Below are 26,006 nucleotides of genomic sequence, written 5' to 3'. Positions count from 1 at the left end.
AAGTTCTCGCTCCGATTTTACCGCCTGCGAGGGGCTGGACAGTATTTATCCAACGGGTTAATTTCTCCCCGAAGAACTGAAATGCAGGGGAGCGTGACGTGGCGGAGGCGAAGAGCCCTTCAGGCGTGTCGAGGGTGCTGAATGCGGCTTGGCTGCGGCCGTTCGTGTTTCTGCTCGTCATCGTGGCTGCCTGGGACCTCTCGATCCGCCTGTTCCACATTCCGGCCTACCAGATCCCGTCGCCCGGCGACGTCGTTGCGGTGCTCTGGACCGACTGGCCGGAGCTGCTGCGGCAGTCCTGGCCGACCACTTATGCGACGATCTGCGGTTTCGCGCTCTCGGCGCTGTTCGGCATTCCCACAGCGATGTTGATCGCGGGCTCGAGGACGGTGGAGAGCTACGTCTATCCGCTGCTGGTGTTCTCGCAATCGGTGCCGAAGATCGCGATCGCGCCGCTGTTCGTGGTGTGGTTCGGTTTCGGCATCATCCCAAAGGTGATCTCGGCCTTCCTGCTCGGCTTCTTCCCGGTGGTGGTTTCGGCGGTGCAGGGCTTCAAGTCTGTCGACTCCGATATGGTCGATCTTGCGCGCGCGATGCAGGGCAGCCGCTTCCGGGTGTTTTGCGCGGTGAACCTGCCGCATGCGATGCCCGCGATCTTTTCCGGTCTGAAAGTGTCGGTGACGCTGGCCGTGGTCGGCGCCGTCGTCGGCGAGTTCGTCGGCTCCAATTCCGGCATCGGCTATGTGTTGCAGCGCTCGATCGGGACGTTCGACCTGCCGACGATGTTTGCCGCGCTGGTAATCCTGGCGCTGCTCGGGGTGATCCTGTTCTGGATCGTCGACCGCATCGAGCGGCTGGTGATCCCGTGGCACGTCAGCCAGCGCGCGGACATTATTTTTGCTTCGTAGGGTTACTGCATAAGAACAAGAACAACGGGAGGATTATCTGATGCGTTTGATCACTGCAGTTATTGCAACATTGGCCTGGACCGCGCTTGCGGTGGCGCCGGCCGCCGCGGCCGACAAGGTCGTGCTGATGCTGAACTGGTACGTCTATGGCGAGCACGCGCCGTTCTATTACGGCAAGGCCAAGGGCCTTTACGCCGCCGAAGGCATCGACCTCGAGATCCAGGAAGGCCGCGGTTCGGCCGCGACCACGCAGGCCGTCGCCGCCAAGACCGCCGATTTCGGTTATGTCGACGTGCCCACCATGATGCGCGCGGCGGTGAAGGGCGCACCCGTGATCGCAACCGGCGTGCTGCTGCAGACCAGCCCGATGTCGGCAATGGGCTTTGTCGACAAGAACATCCGCAAACCCGAGGACATCAAGGGCAAGACGGTGGCGATCACGCCGGCGGATTCGATGACGCAGATCTGGCCGCTGTTCCTCAAGAAGACCGGCCTGAAGGAAAGTGATTTCAACATCGTGGCCGGCGACGGCCAGACCAAGCTCAACGCCGTGATCAATGGCCAGGCCGACCTGTTGCTCGGCTACGTCATGGACCAGTCGATGAAGATCAAGGACGCGACGGGGAAGGACGTCTATCCGATCAAGTTCGCCGACTACGGCATCAACATGGTGTCGTCGGGCATCATCGCCAATTCAGACTATGTGAAAGCCAACGCCGATCTGGTCCGCCGCTTCATGTCGGCGACAACCAAAACCGTCGAAGCCGCCGAGAAGGAGCCGAAGGCCGCGGCGCAATCGATCCTCGATGCCAATCCGAAGGGCGGCAAGATCGATACGTTGACCCAGGGCTTTGAGCTGACGATCCCGCTCTATCGGACACCCGAGACCAAGAACAAGCGGCCGTTCCAGGTCACCGACCAGAACATGACCGAGTCGGTCAATCTGATGGTCGAGTACGGCGGCCTCGACGCCAAGGCCAAGGACAATCCGAAGGCGTTTTACAGCAACGACTATCTGCCGAAGGGCGACTCGTGAGCCACACCCACCTGTCGTCCCTGCGAAAGCAGGGACCCATAACCACCGGCCCTTGGTGTTGCGAGAGGTCTCTACCCGCGTGCCTCAATGCACGGGCACGGCGTATGGGTCCCTGCTTTCGCAGGGACGACGGGTGGAGCGGATTGCGATGAACCCTGCAACCAAGCCATCCGATCTCGACCAACCCGCCGCACACCTTCGCCTGGTGTCGGACCGCGCGGCCGGCGCCACGCCGGGCATCACACTGTCAGGCGTCTCGAAGACCTACCGGTCCCGCGACGGCGATGTGCCGTCGCTGCGGCCGCTCGACTTCACCATCAATGACGGTGAGTTCTTTGTCGTGGTCGGACCAAGCGGCTGCGGCAAGTCTACGCTGCTGAAGATGATCTCGGGGCTGTTGGCGCCGACCACCGGCGAGGTGCTGGTCGATGGCGAGCTGGTGACGAAACCGCACGGCAATGTCGGCATCGTGTTCCAGAATGCGCTGCTGCTGCCGTGGCGCAACATCCTGTCCAACGTGATGCTGCCGATCGACATGAAGGGGTTGCCGCGGGCCAAATATCTCGCCCGCGCCAAGGACCTGTTGAAGCTGGTCGGTCTCGCTGGTTTCGAGAAGAAGCTGCCGTGGCAGCTGTCCGGCGGCATGCAGCAGCGCGCCTCGATCTGCCGCGCGCTGGTGCACGATCCCAAGATCATGCTGATGGACGAGCCATTCGGCGCGCTCGACGCCATGACGCGCGAGCGCATGAATGTCGAACTGATGCGGATCCAGCGCGAGACCGGCAAGACCGTGCTGCTGATCACCCACTCGATCCCCGAAGCGGTGTTCCTTGCCGACCGCGTGCTCGTCATGACCGAACGGCCCGGCGCGATCGCCGCGATCTACGACGTGCCGCTGCCGCGACCGCGCTCGCTGGATTCGATGTCCGATCCCGTCTTCACCGAACTGGTGCAGCGGATCCGGAAGCACTTCTTCACGCAGGGAACGCTGGACTAGGCCAGACCTTCGATGCCGCTTCGCCTCACTGTCAGAGATATCGCCTTTTTTGAACGTCCGGTCATTTTCGCACGGCCGTTCCGCTTTGGCGCGGTGACCATGAGCGCGGCAACGCAAATGTTCGTGCGGGTCGAGATCGAGGTGGAGGGCAAGGGCCGTGCGACCGGCGCCAGCGCCGAACTGCTGGCGCCCAAATGGTTCGACAAGCGGCCGGAGCTGACGCCGGATGAGACAATCGATGAACTCCGCCGCTCGCTGCTGATTGCGCGCGGGCTCTATCTGGCGAACAAGGGATTTGACACGGCGTTCGGTCTGCATGCGGCTTGCATCGGTGCGCAGGTCGCGGCCTGCGCCAAGGAGGACATCCCGCCGCTTGCCGCGGCCTTTGGTCCCGCGGAAATCGACAAGGCGATCCTGGATGCGCTGTTGCGCGTGGCCGGTGTGAGCTTTTTTGACGGCATGACCGCCAACATCGTGGGGCTCGACGCGCGGCTATTGCTTGATCTCGATGTTTCAGCGATTGCGCGCTTCCTCGCGACGCGCAAGCGACTCGAGCGCGTCGCGGTCAGGCATACGGTCGGAATGGACGACAGGATCGAAGGCGAGGGCGGTGTCGCGGACCCGAAGGAGAATTCCGGGGCGCGCTATTTCAAGCTCAAGCTGAACGGCGATCCCGTGCATGACGCGGCGCGGCTGGCGGGAATCGGCAAGGAGTTGGCGACGCTGCCTTACGCCATCAAGGTGACGCTCGACGCCAACGAGCAGTATGCGGATTTGGCCGCGCTGAATGCGCTGGTCGACCGGCTGGATCACGACGTGGCGCTGGCGCCGATCGCCTCGAACCTGCTCTATATCGAGCAGCCGATGCCGCGCGACATCACCAAAACATCGCCGCTCGGCCGGCTCGCCGCGCGCAATATCATCATCGACGAAGCCGACGATTCCTACGACGCATTTCCCGCGGCGCGCGCGCTCGGCTATCGCGGCATCTCCTCGAAATCCTGCAAAGGCCTCTACAAATCGATCATCAACGCGACCCGCGCGGCAGCATGGAGCGGGGATGGCGGCCCGTATTTCGTCAGCGGCGAGGATCTGACCTGCCAGGCCGGGCTCGCGGTGCAGCAGGATCTCGCGCTCGGCGCCCTGATCGGCGTGACCCATGCCGAGCGCAACGGGCACCATTATGTCGACGGCTTTGCCGAGACCCCGGCGAGCGAGGCCGATGCCTTCCTCGCCGCACATCCCGATCTCTACACGCGCGCCGGCGGCAAGGTCCGCCTCGCGATCCATGACGGCGATCTCCTGACGGGATCGCTGATCGCCCCGGGTTTTGCCAGTTCGGTTCATCCGGACTGGCCCACCATGCAGCCGCTGCAGCGGCCAACACAACGCGTTTTCCAGGAGCAAGCACTATGACAACCCAACGCCTCGGCCTGATCATGAACGGCGTCACCGGCCGGATGGGGCTCAACCAGCATCTGATCCGCTCGATCGTCGCGATCCGCGAGCAGGGCGGAGTACAGCTTGCGAACGGTGACCGCATCATGCCCGATCCGATCCTGGTCGGCCGCGACGCCGAGAAGGTCGCTGTACTGGCAAAACGCTTCAACATCGAGCGCCACACCACCGATCTCGACCGGGCACTATCAGACAAGGGCGACACTGTGTTCTTCGACGCCGCGACCACGCAGGCGCGGCCGTCGCTGCTGACCAAGGCGATCAATGCCGGCAAGCATGTCTATTGCGAGAAGCCAATCGCGACCAATCTGGAAGAGGCGGTCGCGGTGGTGAAGCTTGCGAATTCAAAAGGCCTCAAGCACGGCACGGTGCAGGACAAGTTGTTCCTGCCGGGGTTGAAGAAGCTCGCCTTCCTACGCGACTCCGGATTCTTCGGCCGCATGCTCTCGGTGCGCGGCGAGTTCGGTTACTGGGTGTTCGAGGGCGGCTGGCAGGAGGCGCAGCGGCCGTCGTGGAATTACCGTACCGAGGACGGCGGCGGTATCATCCTCGATATGGTTTGCCACTGGCGCTACGTGCTCGACAATTTGTTTGGCGAGGTCGAGAGCGTAGTCTGCATCGGCAACACCGATATCCCCGAGCGCTTTGACGAGAAGGGCAAGTCCTACAAGGCGACGGCGGACGACTCAGCCTATGCCACCTTCAAGCTCAAGGGCGGCGTGATCGCCCATATCAACATGAGCTGGGTGACGCGGGTCTATCGCGATGACCTCGTCACCTTCCAGGTCGACGGCACCCACGGCTCGGCGGTCGCCGGCCTCACCGACTGTGTGATCCAGGCGCGCCAGGCGACGCCACGGCCGGTGTGGAATCCGGACGAGAAGCGGCTGCATGATTTCTACGGCGACTGGCAGAAGCTGCCGGAGAACGTCGTCTACGACAACGGCTTCAAGGAGCAGTGGGAGATGTTCATCCGCCATGTCTGCGAGGATGCGCCCTACAAATACACATTGCTCGAAGGCGCCAAGGGCGTTCAGCTCGCCGAATGCGCGCTGAAGAGCTGGAAGGAGCGGCGCTGGATCGACGTCGCGCCGATCGTGGTCTGAGGAGGACACCATGAACAAGCCAGTCCTGCCGATGTCTTCATTGTCGCTGAAACTGCCGACCGCTGATGGAGGCCTCGAGACCTATCGCCTTGCGGCGTCGCGGACGTTTCCGGCAAAGCTCGAGGGCACGCTGAACCGCGTTGCGTTTTCCGCCGCGCATGTGGCGACCGATCCGCGCGCCGACGTCGATCCGTGGCTGACGGCGGCAGTCGACTGGGACCGGACCATCGCATTCCGCGAGCATGTCTGGGACCTCGGCCTCGGCGTCGCTGAGGCCATGGATACCGCGCAGCGCGGCATGGGGCTCGACTGGCCGACCTCGCTCGAATTGATCCAGCGTTCGGTGAAGGCGGCAAAGGCGAAAGGCAACGCGCTGGTGTTTTCCGGTGCAGGCACCGACCACCTCGCGGTGGAAGATGCGAAAAGCATCGACGATGTGATCCGGGCCTATGAGGAGCAGATCGCAGCGGTCGAGAAGGCCGGCGGCCGCATCATCCTGATGGCGTCGCGCGCACTCGCAAAACTCGGCAAGAGTGCCGAGGATTACGCCAGGGTTTATGACCGCGTGCTGTCGCAGGTCCGCGAGCCCGTGATCATCCACTGGCTCGGTGACATGTTCGATCCCGCGCTCGCGGGCTATTGGGGCACCGCCGATCTCGACAAGGCGATGGACACTGCCGTCACCATCATCAACGCCAATGCGGCCAAGGTCGACGGCGTCAAGGTCTCGCTGCTCGACAAGCAGCGCGAGATCGACATGCGCCGGCGGCTCGATGCGCGGGTCAAGATGTATACCGGCGACGATTTCAACTATGCCGAACTGATCGCCGGCGACGACAAGGGATATTCGCACGCGCTGCTCGGCATTTTCGACGCGATCGCGCCGGCGGCGTCCTACGCGCTGTCGCGGCTGGCGGCCGGCGATGAGGCCGGCTTCCACGACGTGCTGGGACCAACGGTGCCGCTGTCGCGCCACATCTTCAGGGCGCCGACGCGCTTCTATAAGACCGGCATCGTGTTCATGGCCTATCTCAACGGCCACCAGGATCATTTCACGATGGTCGGGGGACAGGAGAGCGCGCGCTCGACGCTCCATCTGGCCGAGTTGTTCCGGCTCGCCGACAAGGCGGGACTGCTCGCCAACCCTGAGATTGCAACGCGCCGGATGACGACGATCCTGGCGACACGCGGTATCGAACCCTGATGCGCGATTTTTCGAACGACCACCGCTGGCTGTCGCTGAACACGGCAACCGTCCGCAAGCAGGGCGATCTCGTTGAGATCATCGAGGCCTGCGCGCGTCACGGCATCCGTGCCATCGATCCCTGGCGCGACCAGGTCGCAAGCGTTGGCCTCGAGCGCGCCGTCCGCGCGGTCAAGGACGCCGGGCTCGATCTCTCCGGTTATTGCCGCGGCGGTATGTTTACGGCTGATACCACGCATCGGATCGAGGCCCGCGACGACAACCGCCGCGCGGTCGACGAGGCGAAGGCGCTGGGCGCGCCTTGCATCGTTCTCGTGGTCGGCGGCCTGCCGCAATATTCGCGGCCGGGTAGCGCGGCATCAAAGGACATCGCGACGGCGCGCAATCAGGTGCACGACGGCATCGCGGAGATGCTGGAGTATGCAAAACAGGCGAAGCTTCCGCTCGCGATCGAGCCGCTCCATCCGACCTATGCCGCGGACCGCGCCTGCGTCAACACCACAAAACACGCACTCGACATCTGCGACGCGCTCGATCCTGACAGGACCGGCGCGCTCGGCGTCGCGCTCGACGTCTATCACATCTGGTGGGATCCGGAGTTGATGATCCAGATCGCACGCGCCGGAAAGGATCGTCTGCTCGCGTTCCATGTCTGCGACTGGCTGGTGCCGACCAGGGACATCCTCAACGACCGCGGCATGATGGGCGACGGCGTGATCGACATCAAATCGGTGCGCTCCGCAGTCGAGGCGCAGGGCTTTGCCGGCTATTCGGAGATCGAGATCTTTTCGAATGACTGGTGGGACCGGCCGATCGACGAGGTATTGCGGACCTGCATCGAGCGACACCGCTCGGTGGTTTGAACCAACGACTCGTTCGGTGGACAAGGCGACGCATGCCCGTTATTCCGGGTGCTGTGGGTGTGAGCGGCACAAGAGAGCCGGTTGAACTCCGCGGTCCGGACCTTCGGAGCACGACATGCGTTTGAGCGATTGCCACAATTTCCATGACTTCCGCGAACTGGCGCGGCGGCGGCTTCCCGGGCCGATCTTTGATTATATCGACGGGGGCGCGGACGATGAGGCGACGCTTCGGCAGAACACCGCGAGCTTTGAACGTTGCGACCTGGTGCCCAATGTCCTGCGCGGTGTGGAGAAGGTCGATCTCTCGGTCACCGTGATGGGGCAGAAGCTCGCAACGCCATTCTACTGTTCGCCGACCGCGCTGCAGCGCCTGTTTCATCATCAGGGCGAACGGGCCGTCGCTGCCGCAGCCTCGAAATACGGCACGATGTTTGGCGTCTCCTCCCTTGGTACCGTGAGCCTGGAGGAATTACGCAAGGCGCACGATACACCGCAGGTTTATCAGTTCTATTTCCACCGGGATCGCGGTCTGAACTTCGCGATGATGCAACGCGCCAAGCAAGCCGGTGTCGACGTGATGATGTTGACCGTCGACAGCATCACCGGCGGCAACCGCGAGCGCGACCTGCGCACCGGCTTTTCGATTCCGTTCCGGCTCACGCTCGGCGGTATGCTTCAATTCGCCATCAAGCCGGCGTGGGCCATCAATTACATGACCCATGAAAGCTTCAAGCTGCCGCAACTCGACGAGCATGTCGACATGAGCGGCGGTGCCATGTCGATCGGGCGGTATTTCACGGAAATGCTCGATCCGGCCATGACATGGGACGACGTCGCCGAAATGGTCCGGCAGTGGAATGGCCAGTTCTGCCTGAAGGGCGTGATGTCGGTTGAGGATGCCAAACGCGCGGTTGAGATCGGCTGCACCGGCATCATTCTGTCCAACCACGGCGGCCGGCAACTCGACGGCTCGCGGGCGGCGTTCGATCAGCTGGCCGAGATCGTCGATGCCGTGGGCGACCGGATCGATGTGATGATGGACGGCGGCATCAAGCGCGGCAGCCATGTGCTGAAGGCACTGTCGCTGGGCGCCAAGGCCGTCGGCCTCGGACGCTTCTATCTCTATCCGCTGGCATCCGCCGGCGAGGCCGGAGTCGAGCGGGCGCTTGGTCTCCTGCAGGCGGAGCTGGTGCGGGACATGCGGCTGATGGGATGTTCCTCGATCAGCCAGCTCTCGCGTGCGAACTTGCGCTTCAGATAGCCGTCCGACCGCTCACGTCAGCTCGCGACTTTGGCCGCGCGACGCTCGGATTGCCGTTACTGCCCACCTCACATGTTCCGCCGTCACGAGAAATCCCGCTTCAGCGCGGCATCGATCCGCTCCAGCGCCCAATCGACCTGATCGTGCGTGATCACGAGCGGCGGGGCGATGCGGATGGTGTGATCATGGGTGTCCTTGGCGAGGATACCGCTCTCGCGCAGCGCCTCGCAGTAGCGGCGGGCGGGGCCGGCCTCGGGGTGAAGCTCGACCGCGAGCATCAGCCCGCGGCCGCGCACCTCGCGGACCGTGTTGGCGCGGATGCTCTGCAGGCCGTCGAGGAAGCGCGCGCCCTCGGTGGCTGCGTTCTCGATCATGCCTTCGCCAACCAGCACGCGCAGCGCCGCGCGTGCCACCGCGCAGGCGAGCGGGTTGCCGCCGAAGGTCGAGCCGTGCTGGCCGGGCTTCAGCGTGCCGAGGACCTCGTTGTTGGAAAGCACCGCCGAGACCGGATAGAAGCCACCGGACAGCGCCTTGCCGAGCAGCGTGACGTCGGCCTCAATACCCTCGTGCTGCTCCGCCAGCAGTTTTCCGGTGCGGCCTAGCCCGGTCTGGATCTCGTCGAGGATCAGCATCACGTCATTGCGGGTGCAGAGTTCGCGGACGTGGGTGAAATAGCCTGCTGGCGGAATGACGACCCCGGCTTCGCCCTGGATCGGCTCGACCAGGAATGCGACGGTGTTCGGCGTGATGGCGTCTTGCAGCGCCTTGGCGTCGCCGAACGGAATGATCCTGAAGCCCGGCGCGAACGGCCCGAAATGCGCGCGAGTTGCAGGATCAGTGCTGAAGCCGACGATCGCAAGCGTGCGTCCGTGGAAATTATCGGCGCAGACGATGATCTCGGCCTCGCCGTCAGGCACGCCCTTGACCTCGTAGCCCCATTTGCGCACCGATTTGATCGCGCTCTCCACCGCCTCGGCGCCGCTGTTCATCGGCAGCACCTTGTGGGAACCAGTCAGTGCGGCGAGTTCCTCGTAGAACGGGGCGAGCTGGTCGTTGTGGAAGGCGCGCGAGGTCAGGGTCAGCCGTCCGGCCTGCTCGACCATGGCGGCGAGGATCTTCGGATGGCAGTGGCCCTGATTGACCGCTGAATAGGCCGACAGGCAATCGAGGTAGCGGTTGCCATCAGTGTCCCAAACCCAAACGCCTTCGCCGCGCGATAGTACGACGCCGAGCGGCGCGTAGTTCTGGGCGCCGAACTGCGCTTCCCGTGTGATGAAATCGGTGACTGGCGGACGCATGTGTCGTCACTCCAGTTGTGGCGGGCCGGCACCAGGTGGTGTGGCCTGATCGCATTATAGCTGATTTGGGGATCGGCCCGCTTGGCTTAAAGGATGGCTGCGAACCAAATTCGCTCCATCCAGTCAGCATCCTTGCGGGTCACGAATCCTGATCCCGGTGCGCGAGCTCCAGCGTGACCAGCCGCGCCAGCAGCGTTGCGGGATAGAGCTGGCCGAAGATCGCCTCGACATTGCACAGGCTGCGCGCAATCGGGTGCAGCGGCGCGACGTCGCCATAGCCTGTCGTCGTCAGCGTGGCGAACGAGAAATAGATCAGCTGGCTTGCGAGCTTGGGGCTGTCCTCGACCTTCATGCCGGAAAAGGCTGATGGTACCAGCGTGCCGATGAAGGTGTAGAGCGCCGCGAAGATCACCGCGACCGTGAGATAGAGTAGGACGGCACCGATCACGCGGTGATAGGTGACGCGCCCCGGCGCGAAGGTCGCGCGCGCCACCGTCACGGCCATGGTGACGCCGACGATCAGCCAGGAGCCGGCGAACAGGTTGAGATCGAGGATCGAGGGCGAACGAATCCTCAAGATAGCGCCGACCACGATCATCGCCAGCGCAACCAGCATCGCGACGACGGCGAGCGCGCTGCCCGACATCAGGAAGACGCCGCCGACCAGGAAGATCGCCAGCAACAGTTCGAACACCTGGAATTCGAACAGCCCGAGCGCCTGCAGCGGCGCCACCACGAACATCATGACCAGGATCACCCCGGTCAGCACTGTCAGCAGTGAATCGCCCCAGCGCTGGCGCAGTTGCTCGACGCTCATCGGATCACGCCTCGCGCCGGCACGGCACGCTGAGAAAGCCGCGGAAGCGGACGCGGCCGCCGCGCACCGGCTCGCCATCGCGCGCATAATTCGGAAAGCGCTTGAGGAAGCGTGAGATCGCGACCGCGCCCTCGAGCCGCGCCAGCGCCATCCCTGCGCATTGATGTGCGCCGGTGCCGAAGGCGAGATGGCGGTTCGGCGTGCGCGCGACGTCGAAACTTTCAGCGTCGGGAAATTGCGCGCCATCGCGGTTGGCGGCGCCGATGCACAGCGTGACCAGCGTGCCCGCCGACAGCTTGACGCCGCTGAGCTCGATGTCCTCGACGGCCATGCGGTTGCCGAGCTGGTTCGAGCTTTCATAGCGCAGCATTTCCTCGACCGCGGCCTTGATCAGGTCGGGCTGCTCAATCAGGCGCTTCTTCTGTTCCGGGAAGTCCAACAGGGTCACGAGCCCGTTGCCGATCAGATTGGTCGTGGTCTCGTGGCCGGCATTGAGCAGGAAGATGCAATTGTGCAAGAGCTCCTTCGCGGTCAGCCGCTCGCCATTGTCCTCGCCCTGGATCAGTCGGGTCAGGACGTCGCGCTCGGGATTGCCCGGTTTTGCTCGGCGGTGTTCGACCAGGATTTCGAGATAGGCGAGGAAGTCCTTCACGGCATTGTTGCCGCGCTCGAACGCCTCCTGGCTGATCACGGGCTCCAGAGCGCCCAGGATCGCCAGCGACCAGTCGCGCAAGGGCTCGCGCGCGTCGTGCGGCACGTCGAGCAGATTGCCGATCACCTCGACGGGAATCGCGGAGGCGAAATCGCCGATCAGCTCGAACCGGTCTTTTGTGGCGATGCGGTCGAGCAGGGAGTCCACCAGCGCGATCAGGTCGCCCTCCATGCCGGCGATCGCGCGCGGCGACAGCGCGCCCATGATCAGTCGCCGCACGCGGGTGTGCGCCGGCGGATCGTTGAACACGAGGCTCGTGGTGTGGTGTTCGTAGAGCAGGGAGTTGCCGTATTTGGGCAAGAACTCCTTCCTCTTGTCCGACGAGAACGTTTTGGTGTTCTTGTAGGCGGTGACGAGATCGTCGTAGCGGGTCAGGAAGTAACAGCCGTTCGGCAGAAGCTTGACCGGCGCGGTCTCCCGCAATGCACGATAGGTCGGGTAGGGGTTGGCGTAGAACTCCGGCGTCAGATGTGCCAGGTCGAACCCGTCAGCCAGCTCGCGCGCGTGCCCGTCCATGCTGGAGTTTCCAACCTTTATTAGTTTCACTTGCAACTATCTTAGGCCGGAGGCGAACGCCGCGCAACAGGATTTGCGGGGGCGCCCGCAAGCGCGCGGCGGCGCGCGATGTGGTGCGGAAATCGCAGAGCCATATGCGGCTTTGCGCTTTGATGAAAAGCGCCGGCCCATCTACAGTCGCGGCCAAACAATCTGGGACTGGAAACGCCGATGCATGCCCGCGCCGAAACTGCGGCCTCGTGGCCCGAGGAGATCTTCGCGATATTGCAGCGCTTCGAGGTGCGCCAGGTCCCTTATGTGCCGGATGCCGGCCATTCGGAGCTGATCGAGCGCGTGCTGGGCTCTTCGACAATGCGGGGTGTCTCGCTGACGACCGAGGAGGAGGGCGTGGCGCTGCTCGCAGGCGCCTGGGCCGGCGGCCAGCGCGGCGTGTTGCTGATGCAGTCGAGCGGGGTCGGTAACTGCATCAACATGCTGTCGCTGACGCAGATCTTCCGCTTTCCGTTCCTGACGCTGGTGACGATGCGCGGCGAATGGGGCGAGTTCAATCCGTGGCAGGTGCCGATGGGCTCGAGCACCCAGGCGGTGTTCGAACTGTCGGGAATCAAGGTGCTGCGCGCCTCGCATCCCGACGAGGTCCGCGAGGTCGTCGAGGCCGGTGCGGCGCAGGCCTACAACGCCTGCACGCCGACCGCCGTGTTGCTGTCGCAGCGCCTGATCGGGGCAAAGGTCTTCACCAAATGAGCAAAGCCAATCTCCTCGACCGCCGCGCCGTCGTTGCGCAACTGCTCAAGGACCGGAACGGCGCCATCGCCGTCGGCGGCCTCGGCGCCTCGACCTATGACATCGCCGCCGCCGGCGACCATGACCGCAACCTCTATCTCTGGGGCGCCATGGGCGGCGCCGTGATGATCGGGCTCGGGCTTGCGCTGGCGCAGCCGTCCCTGCCGGTGGTCGTGATCACAGGCGACGGCGAGATGCTGATGGGCATGGGCAGCCTCGCCACCGTCGGTCTGCAGAGGCCGGCCAATCTCTCGATCGTCGTGCTCGACAACGAGGCCTATGGCGAAACCGGCGGTCAGGTCAGCCACACCGCCGCTTCCGCCGATCTCGTCGGGGTTGCCAAAGCCTGTGGAATCAAGGACAGCAGGGCGATCAGCACGATGGCCGAGGTCGAGGCTTTTGCCTCGTCTTTGCAGGATGTTACGACGGGGCCCCGGTTCGCCAGCGCCAAGATCGATGGCGCCAATCTGGAGCGGGTGCTGTCGAGCCGCGATGGAACCTACATCGTGAACCGCATCCGCGGGTCTTTCGGACACACTCCGATATAAAACTGCCTTCGCGGTGCAATAGAACCTTGACATCAGGCAAGGTGAGTGATTACTCACGACCCCAAATGTCGACCTTACGCATGACGAGTGACTTGCGGCGTCAGTTGATCCTGAGCGCCGCCAAGCGGTGTTTCTCCCGCAACGGCTTTGCCGGCACCACGACCAAGAGCGTGGCGGCTGCGGCTGCCATTTCGGAAGGGCTGTTGTTCAAGCACTTCCCGTCGAAGGCAGCACTCTACGCAGAAATTCTGGCCGAGGAGTGCGAGGCGGATCCCGATCTCGCGCACCTGCTCGGCCAGGAACCATCGACCGCGACGCTGGTCGAACTGGTGCAGGGCATGGTGGGTCACTTCATGCAGCTTCGCGACGCGCCGGACCAGGAAGAAGCGCAGCGGATGCGACTGATGGTGACGAGCCATCTCGACGATGGCGAGTTCGCGCGGCTGCTCTACGACAAGATCGGCAAGCTGATCGGGCCGACCTTTACCGCGTCGATCGAGAGCGCGGTTGCCTCGGGCGACGCGACAGCGATCGGCGACGAGCCGCTCAACCTGTTCTGGTTCGCCCACCACACCGTGCTGATGGCGGCGCTGACGCAGATGCCTGCGACACCATGCCTCGTCTTTGGCGATGGCGCCGCCGCCGAACGGCAGCTTTGCCAATTCATCCTCCGCGGCATCGGACTTGGCGACGCCGCAATCGCCACACATTTGGGCCGACAGCCGTCACCGGGTCACGGACAGTCGGTAACTGCAGAAAGTGCATGACATGAATATTCAGACCGAAAGCCATATCTCGGGGCAACCGCTCAAGGACAAGCAGGTCAAGCGCCCGGTCCGCATGGTGCGCTGGTTCATCATCGTGGGCGCGCTGCTGGCGCTGCTGGTCGGCGGCCTGGTCTGGTTCAACCACTTCCGCGGTCAAATGATCGCGCAGTTCTTTGCCAACAACAAACCGCCGCCGTCGAACGTGTCGGTCGCTGACGCGAAGTCCGAGGTGATTCCGAACCTCTTGACCGCGGTCGGCGATCTCGTCGCGGTGCATCAGGTCAACGTCACCACCGACGTGTCCGGCCGCATCACCGACATCCTGTTCACGGCCGGCAGCCACGTGAAGGCGGGTACGCCGCTCGTGCAATTGTTCGATACGCCCGACCAGGGCGACCTCGCCAGCTTCAAGGCCCAGGCGGTCGTGGGAGAGCTTCAGCTCGACCGCGCCAAGCAGCTCGCGGCCCGCCAGTTCGGCCCGCAGTCCACCGTCGACCAGGCGCAGGCAACATTCGACCAGGCCAAGGCGGGTATTGCCAAGACCGAGGCGCTCATCTCGCAGAAGCTGGTGCGTGCGCCGTTCGACGGCGATCTCGGCGTTCGCCAGGTCGAAGTCGGCCAGTACCTGACGGCCGGCACGCAGATCGTGTCGCTGACCGATCTGTCCGTGCTGTACGCGAACCTGACCGCCACCGAGAAGCAGAGTTCGCAGATCAAGGTCGGCCAGATCGTGCGGGTCGTGGTCGATGCTTATCCGGGCCGCACCTTCGAGGGCAAGATCACGACCATCGAGCCGCAGATCGCGACTGATACCCGTAACATCCGCGTTCAGGCGACGATCCAGAATCCCGACAGCATCCTCAAGCCCGGCATGTTCGCGACGACCACGATCGTGCTGCCCGAGAAGCCGGCGGTCGTCACCGTTCCCGAAACGGCGGTCGACTATACGCTGTACGGCGACTCCGTGTTCTTGATCACCGAGAAGAAAGCGGACGACGGCAAGACCAGCCTGACCGCGGTGCGTACCTTCGTGAAGACCGGCAACCGGGTCGCCGGGCGCGTCGAGATCCTCAAGGGCCTCAATCCCGGCGATCGCGTCATCGCCGTTGGCCAGATCAAGCTGCAATCGGGGATGGCGGTCGCGATCTCGACCGATCCGACGCCGCCGATTCCGGCTGAGCCGCCGCGCTACTAGTCGCGAACGCTTCAATTCGGAGGGCCGATTGGCCCTCCGCAACACATTGCCGCAAATCGGCAGACAACAAGAATAGGTTGGCGATGGCCTTCACTGATATTTTCATCAAGCGTCCGGTGCTGTCGATCGTCGTCAGTCTGCTGATCCTGCTGATCGGCCTGCGCGCGGCGATGGTGCTGCCGATCCGGCAATATCCGAACCTCTCGAACACCGTCGTGACGATCACCACGTCGTATCCCGGCGCCGCGCCGGAGCTGATCAATGGCTTCATCACCACCCCGATCGAGCAGGCCGTCGCCTCGGCCGAGGGCGTCGATTACATCACGTCGAACTCGGTGCTCGGCACCTCGACGATCCAGGTGTTCGTCAAGCTCAACTTCGATCCGAACCAGGCGCTGACCGAGGTTCTCGCCAAGGTCAACTCGGTCAAATATCTGATCCCGAAGGAAGCATTCGACCCTGTTGTCAGCAAGGCGACCGGCGACACCATCGCGGTGATGTATCTCGGCTTCTCCAGTGAAGAACTGACCGGGTCGGCGATCTCCGATTATCTGACGCGCGTCGTGCAGCCGGTGCTGTCGACCGTCGATGGCGTCGCCTCCGCCGACATCCTGGGCGGCCAGACTTTTGCGATGCGGCTCTGGCTCGATCCGATCCGGATGGCCGGCCGAGGCGTGTCGCCGAACGACGTCTCGGCCGCGATCGCCGCCAACAACTTCCAGGCGGCCGCCGGCCAGACCAAGGGCTATTTCATCGTCTCCAACGTTTCGGCCAATACCGACCTTCAGAGCATCGATCAGTTCAAGCGGATGATCGTGAAATCGAAGGACGGCGGCTTCGTCCGTGTCGAGGACATCGCGACGGTGGAGCTCGCGGCGCAGAGCACGGACGCCAGCGTCGCCTTCAACGGTGAACATGCGATCTTCATCGGCATCAAGGCAACGCCGCAAGGCAACCCGCTGACCCTGGTGAAGGGCGTGCGTGCGCTGTTCCCCGACCTCGAACGCAATTTGCCACCATCGATGAAAATGAAGGTGGCCTACGACTCCACCAAGTTCATTCAGTCCTCGATCGACGAGGTCGAGAAGACGCTCGGTGAAGCCGTGCTGATCGTCGTCGTCGTGATCTTCCTGTTCCTGGCGTCGTTCCGGTCGGTGATCATCCCGGTCGTGACGATCCCGCTGTCGCTGATCGGTGTTTGCATCCTGATGCTGGCCGCCGGCTTCAGCTTCAACCTGCTGACGCTGCTCGCGATGGTGCTGGCGATCGGCCTTGTGGTCGACGATGCCATCGTGGTGGTGGAGAACATCCATCGACATCTCGAGGAGGGCCTGTCACCGGTGCAGGCATCGCTGAAAGGCGCCCGCGAGATCGTGGGCCCGGTCGTCACGATGACGATCACGCTCGCCGCGGTGTATGCGCCGATCGGCTTCCTCGGCGGTGTGACCGGCACATTGTTCCGCGAATTCGCCTTCACGCTGGCCGGCTCGGTGATCGTGTCGGGCGTGATCGCGCTGACGCTGTCGCCGATGATGTGCTCGATGTTCCTCAAGAACACGGAGGAGGGACGCTTCGCCAAGCTGGTCAACCGCGTGTTCGGCGCGTTGACGCGCGGTTACGGCCGCCAGCTCGATCGCTCGCTCGACTACCGCCCGATCACCGGCCTGTTCGCCCTGACCATCCTCGGCCTGGTCGGATTCCTTTACCTGCATATCCAGAAGGAGCTGGCGCCTCAGGAAGACCAGGGCATCGTGTTCGCGATCACCAAGGCGCCGAAATACGCCAATATCGACTACATCGATTTCTACGGCGACAGGATGGACAAGGAGTTCGCGAAGTTCCCCGAGACCGATCTGCGGTTCATCCTGAACGGCATCACCGGTCCGCAGGGTGGCTTCGCCGGCATGTTGCTGAAACCGTGGGATGAGCGCACGCGCTCCGCGCAGAAAATCCAGCCGCTGGTGCAGGCGGAGCTGTCGAAGATCGAGGGCGTCAACGCGTTCGCCTTCAGCCTGCCGCCGCTGCCCGGCGGACCCGGCGGTCTGCCGGTCCAGATGGTCATCTCTTCGACGTCCGGATTCGAGCAGGTGTTCGACCAGATGAACAAGCTGAAGGCGGCCGCGCGCAGCAGCGGCTTGTTCATCGTCAGCGACAGCGACCTCGATTTCAACCAGCCGGTGGTCAGGGTGAAGGTCGACCGTACCAAGGCGAGCGACCTGGGCGTGACGATGCAGTCGATCGGCGGCACGCTGGCGACGCTGCTCGGCGGCAACTATGTCAACCGTTTCAACCTGGAAGGACGTTCCTACCAGGTGATTCCGCAGGTGCCGCGCGCCAACCGGCTCGCGCCAGAATCGCTCGATAACTATTATGTCCCGAGCGCAACCGGGCAGCTGGTGCGGCTGTCGACCTTGGTCGCGGTCGAGACCGGGGTCGATCCGAACGCGCTGACCCACTACAACCAGCTCAACTCGTCGACCTTCCAGGCCGTGCCGATGCCGGGCGTCTCGATGGGCCAGGCGGTGGACTTCCTGACCGCTGAAGCCAAGAAGCTGCCCTCCGGCTTCAACTACGACTTCCTGGCCGACTCCAGGCAATACGTCCATGAAGGCAGTCAGCTGCTGGTGACTTTCGCGTTCGCGATCATCATCATCTTCCTGGTGCTGGCCGCGCAGTTCGAGAGCCTGCGCGATCCCTTCGTGATCATGATCAGCGTGCCGATGGCGATCGTCGGCGCCCTGATCCCGCTGTTCTTCGGCCTCGCGACCATGAACATCTACACCCAGGTCGGGCTGTTGACGCTGGTCGGTCTGATCACCAAGCACGGCATCCTGATGGTGGAGTTCGCCAACGAGCTGCAGCTCAACGAGGGGCTCGACCGCCGCTCGGCGATCGAGATGGCGGCCCGGATCCGGCTGCGTCCGATCCTGATGACGACGGCAGCCATGGTCACCGGCCTGTTGCCGCTGCTGTCAGCCTCGGGCGCCGGCGCCGCCAGCCGCTTCTCGATCGGCCTCGTCGTCGTATCAGGCATGACGATCGGCACGCTGTTCACGTTGTTCGTGCTGCCGGCGGTCTACACGGTGATCGCGACCGACCACCAGGCGGCGGCCGGCTCCGAGCGGGCCAAGCAGATCGCCGATTTCGATCTCGACGGCGGTCACGGCGCGCTGAAACCGACCTGAGCCCTCCAGGCTCATGCTCGCAGGAAAGGCGGCGCTGGCGAAAGCCATTGCCGCCTTTTCTTTGTGCCGTAATATCGTCTGTGCGCAGGGCAGGAAGCGACTTTTTCTTTTGACGCGTTTTCTTCACGCGAACCGGAATCCACTTCGCTCGAAAACGCTACAAGATCTGGAGGAACAGACATGGTGAGCGATTTCGCGGCCGGCAATTACCGGTTCATTCCCGCCGTCTTCCAGTATTCAAGCGGCGCGCAGGCGAGCCCCGGCTATGAGATCGAGCGGGTGCGGTTCGACCAGTTGGTGCCGCTCGCCGAAGGCTTTGCGCGGATCGCCGCCACCATCCAGGGCGCCAGCCGGCCGCTGACTGCGTTCTGCGCCTGCGAGTTGCGCTCGCCCGCCGCCTTCACCGAAGACGGCTTTCGCGCCTTCAACCAGCATTACGTCAAGACGCTCGCCGAATGGGGCCTGTTCGACGGCACCACCAATCCGGTGGCGCGCAGCAATGTCTGTCCCGAGATCGACCCGCCGTCTGAGCCGTCATTCTACGCGTTCTCGTTCACGCGGCCGAGCGCGAATGCGTCACCGTCCTTCGTGATCGCTGGAGGCGCGGAGGCGCGGGGCGGCGTGGGAAGCTATCCGGAGCGCATCGTGCGCTATCGTGACCTCAGCCCTGACGCCTGGCGGGAGAAGGTTCGCTTCACAGCGAGCGAGATGGAGCGCCGCCTTGCGCAGTTCGGTTTCACCTGGACGGAGACCACGGCCGTGCAGGCCTACACCGTCCACGATGTCCATCCCGTGATCGCAGACGAACTGGTCCGCCGCGGCGCCACGCGCTCTGGCCTGACCTGGCACTTCGCCCGCCCGCCGGTGGTCGATCTCGAATACGAGATGGATTGCCGGAGGGTGTTGCGGGAGGTGGTGGTTTAGAACGAGAAGCGAGCGCTCTGCCGATCCCGTCATCCTGAGAAGATGTGAATGTATGACTCAGTGGCTGCGCAATAGATTCAGTGTCGTCCCTGCGAAAGCAGGGACCCATAACCACCGAAGTTCATAGTTGGGCACCACTAGGACGACGAGTCCCTTTCATAACACCCGCCGCGGCGTATGGGTCCCTGCTTTCGCAGGGACGACACTTGAACAAGCTGTGTGATAGGTGAAAGCATCACCGCGCCTTCGGGTCCAGCGCGTCGCGCAGGCCGTCGCCGACCAGGTTGAAACTGAGCACCACCAGGAAGATCGCAAGCCCCGGCCAGATCGCCATCCAGGGCGCGTTGGTGAGGAAGCGCTGCGCGGCGTTGAGCATGCTGCCCCAGGATGGCAACGGCGGCTGCTGGCCAAGACCGAGGAAGGAGAGCGCGGCTTCCGCGATGATCGCGGCCGCGATCGACAGCGTCGCCTGCACCAGCAACGCCGGCATGATGTTCGGCAGGATATGAAACAGCGCGATGCGCCAGCGCGGGTTGCCCATGGCGCGCGCGGCCTCGACATAGTCCTCGACCTTGACGCTCATCACCTGGCCGCGGGTCAGCCGGATGAAGACCGGCGTTGCGGAAATGCCGATCGCGATCATCGCATTGCCGAGGCTGGGCCCAAGGAAGGCCGCGAGCGCGATCGCGAGGATCAGGAACGGGCAGGCCAGCATCGCATCGGTGATGCGGCCGATCAGCGCGTCGATGAAGCCGCCGCGATAGCCGGCGAGCAGCCCGAGCGGAACGCCGATCGTGAGTGCGATGCCGACCGAGATTGCGCCCGCCAGCAGCGAAGCGCGGGCGCCGAACACGACGCGCGCGAGCACGTCGCGGCCGAGATCGTCGGTGCCGAACCAGTGCTGCGCCGAGGGGCCCTTGCGCACCAGCGACCAGCTCGTCGCGATCGGATCGTAGGGCACGATCAGCGGCGCAAAGATCGCCAGCAGAACGAAGATTACAATCACGAGAAGGCCAATGACCGCGCCCCTGCGCTTCATCAACCGCCGCCAGGCGCGGCGGGCCGGACTCTCCAGCTCGTCTGTTGCGGTGAGGGGGATCGTGCCGAGGGCGGTGTCGGTCATCGCGTCAACCCCTCAGCCGCGGGTTGACGAGGATGTAGGCGATGTCTGCAATCAGGTTGAGCGCGATGTAGATCGTCGCCGTGGTCAGCACCACGCCCTGCACCACGGCGTAATCGCGGTTGAACACGGCGTCGACGATCAGCTTGCCGAAGCCGGGGATCGAGAAGATCTGCTCGGTCAGCACTGCGCCCGACAGCAGCGTGCCAAGCTCGAGCGCGCCGAGCGTGATGATCGGCGTCAGCGCGTTGCGCATCGCATGCTTGAGGATTACCGACCGCTCCGACAGGCCCTTGGCGCGCGCGGTGCGGACATAGTCGCTTTCCAAGACCTGCAGCATGGCGCTGCGGGTGTGCCGCATCAGGATCGCGGCGATCGCGTTGCCGAGCACGAAGGCCGGCATGATCGACGCGGCGAGACTGGCGCGCCAGTCCTCGCTCAGCGGCACGTAGCCGGAGGCCGGCAGCCAGCCCAGTTTGATCGAGAACAGGAAGATCAGCATGATGCCGAGCCAGAAATTCGGTGTCGAGATGCCCCACAGCGCAAACAGATTGGCGCCATAGTCCCAGGCGGTGCCTTTCTTGACCGCCGAGATGATGCCGGCGGGAATGCCGATCAGGAAGGCGATCACGATCGCCATACCGGCGATCTGCATCGTCACCGGCAGCTTCTGCGCGATCAGGCTCAGCACCGGCATCTTGTTGCGCAAGGACTCGCCGAAGTCGCCCGACAGCACGCCCTTGATCCAGTAGATATACTGCACCGGGATCGGCTGATCGAGGTGATACTGCTGGCGGATCTGCTCGATCACGGCTGGATCGCGCTCCTCTCCAGCCATCACCAGCGCGGGATCGCCCGGCAGCAGATGCTGCAGCGAGAAGATCAGCAGCGAGACAAAGAACAGCGTCGGGACGATCTGCACCAGCCGCTTGGCAAGGAAGTTCAGCATGGCTGTGCCTGCGCTGCGACCGTCACTTCAGTTTCAGCCCGACCACGCGCACCAGCCCGTCCGGCATCTGCCGGTAGCCCTCGACCTTGGTGGTGTGCGCGATCAAGAGCTTGCGGTGAAACAGGTAGATGATCGGCTCGTCGTTGAGCAGGATCTTGGCCAGCTTCTCGTAGATCGCCTTGCGCTGCGCGGGATCGGCGATCAGCCGCGCGTCTTCCATCAGTTTGTCGGCGTCCGGACTGGAATAGCCGCCGTCGTTCTGCGGCGCCTTTGAGTGCATGAAGACATAGGAATTACCGTCGGGATCGATCCGGCCGCTCCAGTTAATCTGGAACACCTGGAATTCGCCGGCCTGGGCCTGCTTGAAGGTGGTCGCAAACTCGACGACGCGGATCTTGATGTCGAAGCCGGCTTCGGCCGCCATCGACTGCACGACCTGAGCCACGGCCTCATACTCCGAGCCCTTGGGGATCATGTAGTCGACCGTGACAGGCAGCGTGACACCGGCTTCCTTCAGCAACGCCTTGGCCTTGGCGACATCGCCGCCACGGACAGGAAACGCTTTCTGATAATAGGGATGGGTCGGAGAGACCCACTGATTGCCCGGCGTGAACTCGCCGTTGAACACGACCTGGTTGAGCGCCTCGCGATCGATCGACAGGTCAAGCGCCTGACGTACCTTCTCCGACTGGCTGAGCGGCCCCTTGGCCTTGTCGTTGGCGATGTTGACGGTGAGGCCGAGATAGCCGAGCTCCGGCGCCGTCGACAGCACGAGCTTCGGATCGGCGCGAACATCCTTGATGTCGGTGGCCAGCACGCGCTCGATAAGGTCAAGCCCGCCGGATTTCAGATTGGCGAGCCGCACAGTGGCGTCGACGATCGGCAAATAGACGATGCGGTCGATGAAGATGTTGTCCTTGTTCCAGTAGTCGGCGAACTTCTCGAACACGATGCGGTCCTGCTGCACGCGCTCGACGAATTTGTACGGGCCGGCGCAGACCGGATGCAGGCCGAACTTGTCGCCGGCCTCCTTGGCCGCCTTCGGCGACACCATCATGCCGGCGCGGTCGGTGAGCTGGGCGATCAGCGGCGAGTACGGCGTCTTCAGCACCAGCTTGATGGTCAGGGGATCGACCACCTCGACGTGATCGACGCTGGCAAGCTCCGACTTCCGGAACGAGGTCGGCATCGTCATGTGGCGGTCGAGCGAGAATTTTGCGGCTTCCGCATCGAGCGGCTCGCCGTCCTGGAATTTGACGCCGGGGCGCAGCTTGATCGTGACTTCCTTGCCGTCCGCGGAAGTCTCGTGCGAGAGCGCAAGCTGCGGCACGATGTTGAGCTTCTCGTCGATGTCGAACAGCTTGTCGCAGAAGGCGGCGAACACGATGCGGCCGACATAGGTGCGCGCGGTCGAGGGATCGAGGATATCAGGATCCTCGGCAAGGCCGATGCGCAACGTGGTCTGGGCTTGGGCCTGGACGCCTGCGCCGAGCACCAGCAACAGGGTCGCAGCGGTCGCTGCCTTCAGAAGCATCCTCATCATACCGTTCCCCATGTTCATGCGCGGCCTAGCTCCCGACTGTACCAACCCCGGAACGCCCAGCCCCTTCCGCAGGCTTGCTGAAGGCCGCGACCAATTTTTCCAGCACCGGCGAGAAGCCGCCGTCGGACGGCACGATCGCATCCGCCGGCGGCAGCTCCGCCGTCCGGTGACACGCCGTTACATGTCCGGTGCCATCTTCGGCGAGCTGCGGCACTTCGCTGCGGCAGCGCGCGATTGTATAGGGGCACCGGGTGTGGAAGCGGCAGCCGGAGGGCGGATCGAGCGCGCTCGGCATCTCCCCCTGCAGCACAATGCGGCTGCGTTTCGCCTTCGGTTTAGGCACCGGGATCGCCGATAGCAATGCGCGGCTGTAGGGATGGCGCGGGGCGGCGAACAGCGCATCGGCGTTCGCGGTCTCGACGATGGTGCCGAGATTCATGACAGCGACGCGGTCGGCGATGTGCTTGACCACCGCGAGGTCATGCGAGACGAAAATATACGCAAGCCCGAGGCGATCCTGCAGGTCGCGCAACAGATTGAGGATCTGCGATCGGATCGAGACGTCGAGCGCCGACACCGGCTCGTCGCAGATGATCAGCTTCGGCTCGACCGCGAGCGCGCGGGCAATCGCGATGCGCTGGCGCTGGCCGCCGGAGAATTCATGCGGGTAGCGGCGGGCAAAGCGCGGTTCGAGGCCGACCAGGCGCAACAGCTCCTCGACCCGATCGCGGCGGCCGGCCGACCGCACGAGGTCGTGCAGCGCCAGCGGTTCGGTCAGGATCTGGCTCACCGTCATGCGCGGGTTGAGTGAGGCGTAGGGGTCCTGGAAGATGATCTGCGCGTCGCGGCGGAACGCGCGCAATTGTGCAGCGTTGAGCGCGCCGAGATCGCGGCCTTCGAAGCGGACGGTGCCTGCGTCGGGCTCGATCAGCCGCAGCACCAGCCGGCTGACGGTGGATTTGCCGCAGCCGGATTCGCCGACCAGCGCCAGCGTCTTTCCGGCCTCGACCGTGAAGCTGACGCCGTCGACGGCCTTCACATGGGAGGTCGGGCGGCCGAACACCGAGCGCGCGGCGACGAAGTGCTTGACCAGGCCCTCGACCTCGAGCAGTGCGGTCATGACACCAGCCGCTCCAGCGGCGCCCTGATGCAGCGCGAGGCGTGGGTGGCGCTCAGCATCGCGAGCGGCGGCGGGGTCTTTGTGCAGTCGTCCTCGACGAACGGGCAGCGCGCGGCGAAGCGGCAGCCCGCCGGCGGGTTCGCCATGTTCGGCACCATGCCCTCGATAGTGGCAAGATGGGTGGTGCGGCGGTCGAGCCGCGGGATCGAGCCGAGCAGGCCGACCGTATAGGGATGCTGCGGATTGGCGAAGAGATCGTCGACGGGTGCGCGCTCGACGATCTCGCCGGCATACATCACCGCGACCTCGTCACAGACTTCGGCGACGACGCCGAGATCGTGGGTGATCAGGATGATCGCCGCCCCGCTCGCATCCTTCAGCTCGCGCATCAAATCGAGGATCTGCGCCTGCAGGGTGACGTCGAGCGCGGTGGTCGGCTCGTCCGCGATCAGAAGCTGCGGGTCGCAGGCCAGCGCCATCGCGATCATCACGCGCTGGCGCATGCCGCCGGACAGCTTGTGCGGATAGTCGTCGATGCGCTTGTCGGGCGAGGGGATGTGGACGCGGCGCAGCAGCGCGATGGCGCGCTCGCGCGCACTGCGCCGCGAACCGCCGCGGTGACGCAGGATGGTCTCGACGATCTGGTCGCCGATCGTAAAACTCGGGTTGAGCGAGGTCATCGGCTCCTGGAAGATCATCGCCAGCCGATTGCCGCGCAGATCGCGCAGCGTCTGGTCCGGCACGTCGAGCAGATCGAAGCCGTCGAAGCGGATCGCGCCGGTGACGGCGGCGGATTGCTTCGGCAGCAAGCCCATGATCGCGAGTGATGTGACGCTCTTGCCGCAACCGGATTCACCGACCAGGCCAAGGGTTGCGCCTTTGGCGACGCTGAGATCGACGCGGTCGACGGCGTGGGTGGTGCGGCCGTCATCGCCGTGAAAGATGACGCGCAGGCCCTCGATCTCGATCAGCGGGCCGGCCGTCATCCCTGGCTCTTCGCTGCGGCATCGATGGCGGCGTCAATGATGACACGGTCGGTGATCCCGGCGGGATTGTCGCGGGTCGGCATGAATTTTCGGAAATGCACCCAGCGTTCGCGGCTGACCGCCTCCAGCCGCTCCAGCTCGTGCAGGGGATCGGCATGGTCGTCGACCCGCAGGTCGAGATCGGACCATTCCTCCGTGCCATGGATCAAGAGTGCCGCCGATTGCTTGCCGCGCTTGTCGCCCCCGGCCGCCTCGCCGGCGAACATGGCCTTGATCAGGCGCTGCGCGAACGGCAGCGTTTCGTTGGCAGCGTAGGCTTTCGCGGTGTCGTCGAGCACCGCGGGCCCGGCCAGCATGTTGCCGGCGATCGAAAAGCCGTCGCCCGAGATATGGCCGAACCAGTCGACGCAATCCTTGCCGGAATGCGCTGATATGCGGCCCTTGGCGTCCATGATATGCACCTGCCGGCTTTCGCGTCCGGCATCGCGCGCGAGCAACGTCGCGATGACGTCGTGCGGGCTGTTGCCGCCGCGCAGCAGTGTGACGCCGTCGATGCCGTAATAGGGATTGACCATCGCCTGCGTCGCAATCGCGCCGATACCGGCGGCGATATGGGGCACGCGCGCGCCGACCGCGAAGAACCGGGTCGCGACGGCGATGCCGAACTGGCCGGTGGCGCTGTCGCGGGCGATGATCGACCAGGTCATCTC

23 protein-coding genes are annotated in these 26,006 nt (G+C 64.1%); 14 read left to right on the top strand and 9 right to left on the bottom strand.

Annotated elements, in window-relative coordinates:
- The first annotated feature begins 98 nt into the window (after positions 1-98).
- The 8 genes from UP09_RS13715 to UP09_RS13680 all read left to right on the top strand — a co-directional run bounded on the left by UP09_RS13715 (position 99) and on the right by UP09_RS13680 (position 8,833).
- Positions 99-908: an ABC transporter permease gene (locus UP09_RS13715; protein ID WP_044538728.1), complete on the top strand. Its 810-nt coding sequence runs from the start codon at positions 99-101 to the stop codon at positions 906-908.
- A 37-nt stretch (positions 909-945) separates the two neighbouring features.
- Positions 946-1,944: an ABC transporter substrate-binding protein gene (locus tag UP09_RS13710; RefSeq protein ID WP_044538727.1), complete on the top strand. Its 999-nt coding sequence runs from the start codon at positions 946-948 to the stop codon at positions 1,942-1,944.
- Between the two features lie 148 nt (positions 1,945-2,092).
- Positions 2,093-2,941: an ABC transporter ATP-binding protein gene (locus UP09_RS13705; protein WP_044538726.1), complete on the top strand. Its 849-nt coding sequence runs from the start codon at positions 2,093-2,095 to the stop codon at positions 2,939-2,941.
- A 12-nt stretch (positions 2,942-2,953) separates the two neighbouring features.
- Positions 2,954-4,357, top strand: coding sequence for an enolase-like domain-containing protein (locus tag UP09_RS13700; RefSeq protein WP_044538725.1), 1,404 nt, complete (start codon positions 2,954-2,956; stop codon positions 4,355-4,357).
- Entirely contained in the window at positions 4,354-5,505 is a 1,152-nt protein-coding gene (locus UP09_RS13695; RefSeq protein ID WP_044538724.1) for a Gfo/Idh/MocA family protein, read from the top strand. The genes UP09_RS13700 and UP09_RS13695 overlap by 4 nt, the downstream gene beginning before the upstream one ends.
- A 10-nt stretch (positions 5,506-5,515) precedes the next feature.
- A complete protein-coding gene (locus UP09_RS13690; RefSeq protein ID WP_044538723.1) occupies positions 5,516-6,709 on the top strand; it encodes a dihydrodipicolinate synthase family protein in 1,194 nt (397 codons plus the stop codon).
- Positions 6,709-7,572, top strand: a complete 864-nt coding sequence (locus UP09_RS13685) for a sugar phosphate isomerase/epimerase family protein (RefSeq protein WP_044538722.1) — start codon at positions 6,709-6,711, stop codon at positions 7,570-7,572. The genes UP09_RS13690 and UP09_RS13685 overlap by 1 nt, the downstream gene beginning before the upstream one ends.
- A 115-nt stretch (positions 7,573-7,687) precedes the next feature.
- Entirely contained in the window at positions 7,688-8,833 is a 1,146-nt protein-coding gene (locus UP09_RS13680) for an alpha-hydroxy acid oxidase (protein WP_044538721.1), read from the top strand.
- A gap of 83 nt (positions 8,834-8,916) precedes the next feature.
- On the opposite strand, the gene rocD is transcribed toward UP09_RS13680, so the two are convergent.
- From rocD to UP09_RS13665, 3 genes are all read right to left on the bottom strand, one after another.
- Positions 8,917-10,131, bottom strand: a complete 1,215-nt coding sequence (gene rocD / locus UP09_RS13675) for an ornithine--oxo-acid transaminase (protein WP_044538720.1) — start codon at positions 10,129-10,131, stop codon at positions 8,917-8,919.
- Between the two features lie 139 nt (positions 10,132-10,270).
- The gene (locus UP09_RS13670; protein WP_044538719.1) at positions 10,271-10,948 is read right to left on the bottom strand and encodes a potassium channel family protein; all 678 of its coding nucleotides are present in this window, start codon (positions 10,946-10,948) and stop codon (positions 10,271-10,273) included.
- 4 nt (positions 10,949-10,952) lie between these two features.
- The gene (locus tag UP09_RS13665) at positions 10,953-12,176 is read right to left on the bottom strand and encodes a cytochrome P450 (protein ID WP_044538718.1); all 1,224 of its coding nucleotides are present in this window, start codon (positions 12,174-12,176) and stop codon (positions 10,953-10,955) included.
- Between the two features lie 210 nt (positions 12,177-12,386).
- On the opposite strand from UP09_RS13665, the gene UP09_RS13660 reads away from it, so the two are divergent.
- The 6 genes from UP09_RS13660 (at position 12,387) to cnbZ (ending at position 19,578) form a co-directional block, all read left to right on the top strand.
- Positions 12,387-12,920: a thiamine pyrophosphate-binding protein gene (locus tag UP09_RS13660; RefSeq protein WP_044538717.1), complete on the top strand. Its 534-nt coding sequence runs from the start codon at positions 12,387-12,389 to the stop codon at positions 12,918-12,920.
- Positions 12,917-13,507, top strand: a complete 591-nt coding sequence (locus tag UP09_RS13655) for a thiamine pyrophosphate-dependent enzyme (protein WP_044538716.1) — start codon at positions 12,917-12,919, stop codon at positions 13,505-13,507. The genes UP09_RS13660 and UP09_RS13655 overlap by 4 nt, the downstream gene beginning before the upstream one ends.
- A 65-nt stretch (positions 13,508-13,572) precedes the next feature.
- A complete protein-coding gene (locus UP09_RS13650) occupies positions 13,573-14,274 on the top strand; it encodes a TetR/AcrR family transcriptional regulator (protein ID WP_044538715.1) in 702 nt (233 codons plus the stop codon).
- Position 14,275: 1 nt separating this feature from the next.
- Positions 14,276-15,469: an efflux RND transporter periplasmic adaptor subunit gene (locus tag UP09_RS13645; RefSeq protein ID WP_044538714.1), complete on the top strand. Its 1,194-nt coding sequence runs from the start codon at positions 14,276-14,278 to the stop codon at positions 15,467-15,469.
- 83 nt (positions 15,470-15,552) lie between these two features.
- A complete protein-coding gene (locus tag UP09_RS13640) occupies positions 15,553-18,654 on the top strand; it encodes a multidrug efflux RND transporter permease subunit (protein WP_044538713.1) in 3,102 nt (1,033 codons plus the stop codon).
- 180 nt (positions 18,655-18,834) lie between these two features.
- Positions 18,835-19,578, top strand: a complete 744-nt coding sequence (gene cnbZ / locus UP09_RS13635) for a 2-amino-5-chloromuconate deaminase CnbZ (protein ID WP_044538712.1) — start codon at positions 18,835-18,837, stop codon at positions 19,576-19,578.
- Between the two features lie 235 nt (positions 19,579-19,813).
- Here cnbZ and UP09_RS13630 read toward each other — a convergent pair whose 3' ends face one another.
- The 6 genes from UP09_RS13630 to UP09_RS13605 are packed head-to-tail and all read right to left on the bottom strand — an operon-like array spanning position 19,814 to position 26,003.
- Positions 19,814-20,701 (bottom strand): ABC transporter permease, encoded by an 888-nt coding sequence (locus tag UP09_RS13630; protein WP_044538711.1) that lies wholly within the window; start codon positions 20,699-20,701, stop codon positions 19,814-19,816.
- A 4-nt stretch (positions 20,702-20,705) separates the two neighbouring features.
- Complete coding sequence (locus tag UP09_RS13625; RefSeq protein ID WP_044538710.1) at positions 20,706-21,647, bottom strand: ABC transporter permease; 942 nt, start codon at positions 21,645-21,647, stop codon at positions 20,706-20,708.
- Positions 21,648-21,669: 22 nt separating this feature from the next.
- A complete protein-coding gene (locus tag UP09_RS13620) occupies positions 21,670-23,181 on the bottom strand; it encodes an ABC transporter substrate-binding protein (RefSeq protein WP_245301937.1) in 1,512 nt (503 codons plus the stop codon).
- A gap of 34 nt (positions 23,182-23,215) precedes the next feature.
- Positions 23,216-24,310, bottom strand: a complete 1,095-nt coding sequence (locus UP09_RS13615; RefSeq protein WP_044538708.1) for an ABC transporter ATP-binding protein — start codon at positions 24,308-24,310, stop codon at positions 23,216-23,218.
- On the bottom strand, positions 24,307-25,296 hold the full coding sequence (locus UP09_RS13610) for an ABC transporter ATP-binding protein (protein ID WP_044538707.1): 990 nt from the start codon (positions 25,294-25,296) through the stop codon (positions 24,307-24,309). Before UP09_RS13610 ends, UP09_RS13615 begins: the two co-directional genes overlap by 4 nt.
- Positions 25,293-26,003 carry a DUF1028 domain-containing protein gene (locus tag UP09_RS13605; protein WP_044538706.1) on the bottom strand — a complete coding sequence of 237 codons (711 nt, stop codon included), beginning with the start codon at positions 26,001-26,003 and terminating at the stop codon, positions 25,293-25,295. The genes UP09_RS13610 and UP09_RS13605 overlap by 4 nt, the downstream gene beginning before the upstream one ends.
- Positions 26,004-26,006: the final 3 nt, after the last annotated feature.

The organism is Bradyrhizobium sp. LTSP885 (genome assembly GCF_000938305.1).
Classification (GTDB): Bacteria; Pseudomonadota; Alphaproteobacteria; order Rhizobiales; family Xanthobacteraceae; genus Bradyrhizobium.
Note: the sequence above shows the minus strand (reverse complement) of the source record. Positions and strands in the feature narration are given on the sequence as shown.

Excerpts from the sequence above, each read along its gene's own strand:
- UP09_RS13620 (WP_245301937.1), bottom strand. The coding sequence starts at position 23,181 with ATGCTTCTGAAGGCAGCGACCGCTGCGACCCTGTTGCTGGTGCTCGGC.
- UP09_RS13660 (WP_044538717.1), top strand. The coding sequence starts at position 12,387 with ATGCATGCCCGCGCCGAAACTGCGGCCTCGTGGCCCGAGGAGATCTTC.
- cnbZ (WP_044538712.1), top strand. The coding sequence starts at position 18,835 with ATGGTGAGCGATTTCGCGGCCGGCAATTACCGGTTCATTCCCGCCGTC.
- UP09_RS13665 (WP_044538718.1), bottom strand. The coding sequence starts at position 12,176 with ATGGACGGGCACGCGCGCGAGCTGGCTGACGGGTTCGACCTGGCACAT.
- UP09_RS13645 (WP_044538714.1), top strand. The coding sequence starts at position 14,276 with ATGAATATTCAGACCGAAAGCCATATCTCGGGGCAACCGCTCAAGGAC.
- UP09_RS13605 (WP_044538706.1), bottom strand. The coding sequence starts at position 26,003 with ATGACCTGGTCGATCATCGCCCGCGACAGCGCCACCGGCCAGTTCGGC.
- UP09_RS13610 (WP_044538707.1), bottom strand. The coding sequence starts at position 25,296 with ATGACGGCCGGCCCGCTGATCGAGATCGAGGGCCTGCGCGTCATCTTT.
- UP09_RS13615 (WP_044538708.1), bottom strand. The coding sequence starts at position 24,310 with ATGACCGCACTGCTCGAGGTCGAGGGCCTGGTCAAGCACTTCGTCGCC.
- UP09_RS13630 (WP_044538711.1), bottom strand. The coding sequence starts at position 20,701 with ATGACCGACACCGCCCTCGGCACGATCCCCCTCACCGCAACAGACGAG.
- rocD (WP_044538720.1), bottom strand. The coding sequence starts at position 10,131 with ATGCGTCCGCCAGTCACCGATTTCATCACACGGGAAGCGCAGTTCGGC.
- UP09_RS13655 (WP_044538716.1), top strand. The coding sequence starts at position 12,917 with ATGAGCAAAGCCAATCTCCTCGACCGCCGCGCCGTCGTTGCGCAACTG.
- UP09_RS13650 (WP_044538715.1), top strand. The coding sequence starts at position 13,573 with ATGTCGACCTTACGCATGACGAGTGACTTGCGGCGTCAGTTGATCCTG.
- UP09_RS13670 (WP_044538719.1), bottom strand. The coding sequence starts at position 10,948 with ATGAGCGTCGAGCAACTGCGCCAGCGCTGGGGCGATTCACTGCTGACA.
- UP09_RS13685 (WP_044538722.1), top strand. The coding sequence starts at position 6,709 with ATGCGCGATTTTTCGAACGACCACCGCTGGCTGTCGCTGAACACGGCA.
- UP09_RS13640 (WP_044538713.1), top strand. The coding sequence starts at position 15,553 with ATGGCCTTCACTGATATTTTCATCAAGCGTCCGGTGCTGTCGATCGTC.
- UP09_RS13695 (WP_044538724.1), top strand. The coding sequence starts at position 4,354 with ATGACAACCCAACGCCTCGGCCTGATCATGAACGGCGTCACCGGCCGG.
- UP09_RS13690 (WP_044538723.1), top strand. The coding sequence starts at position 5,516 with ATGAACAAGCCAGTCCTGCCGATGTCTTCATTGTCGCTGAAACTGCCG.
- UP09_RS13700 (WP_044538725.1), top strand. The coding sequence starts at position 2,954 with ATGCCGCTTCGCCTCACTGTCAGAGATATCGCCTTTTTTGAACGTCCG.
- UP09_RS13625 (WP_044538710.1), bottom strand. The coding sequence starts at position 21,647 with ATGCTGAACTTCCTTGCCAAGCGGCTGGTGCAGATCGTCCCGACGCTG.
- UP09_RS13705 (WP_044538726.1), top strand. The coding sequence starts at position 2,093 with ATGAACCCTGCAACCAAGCCATCCGATCTCGACCAACCCGCCGCACAC.
- UP09_RS13680 (WP_044538721.1), top strand. The coding sequence starts at position 7,688 with ATGCGTTTGAGCGATTGCCACAATTTCCATGACTTCCGCGAACTGGCG.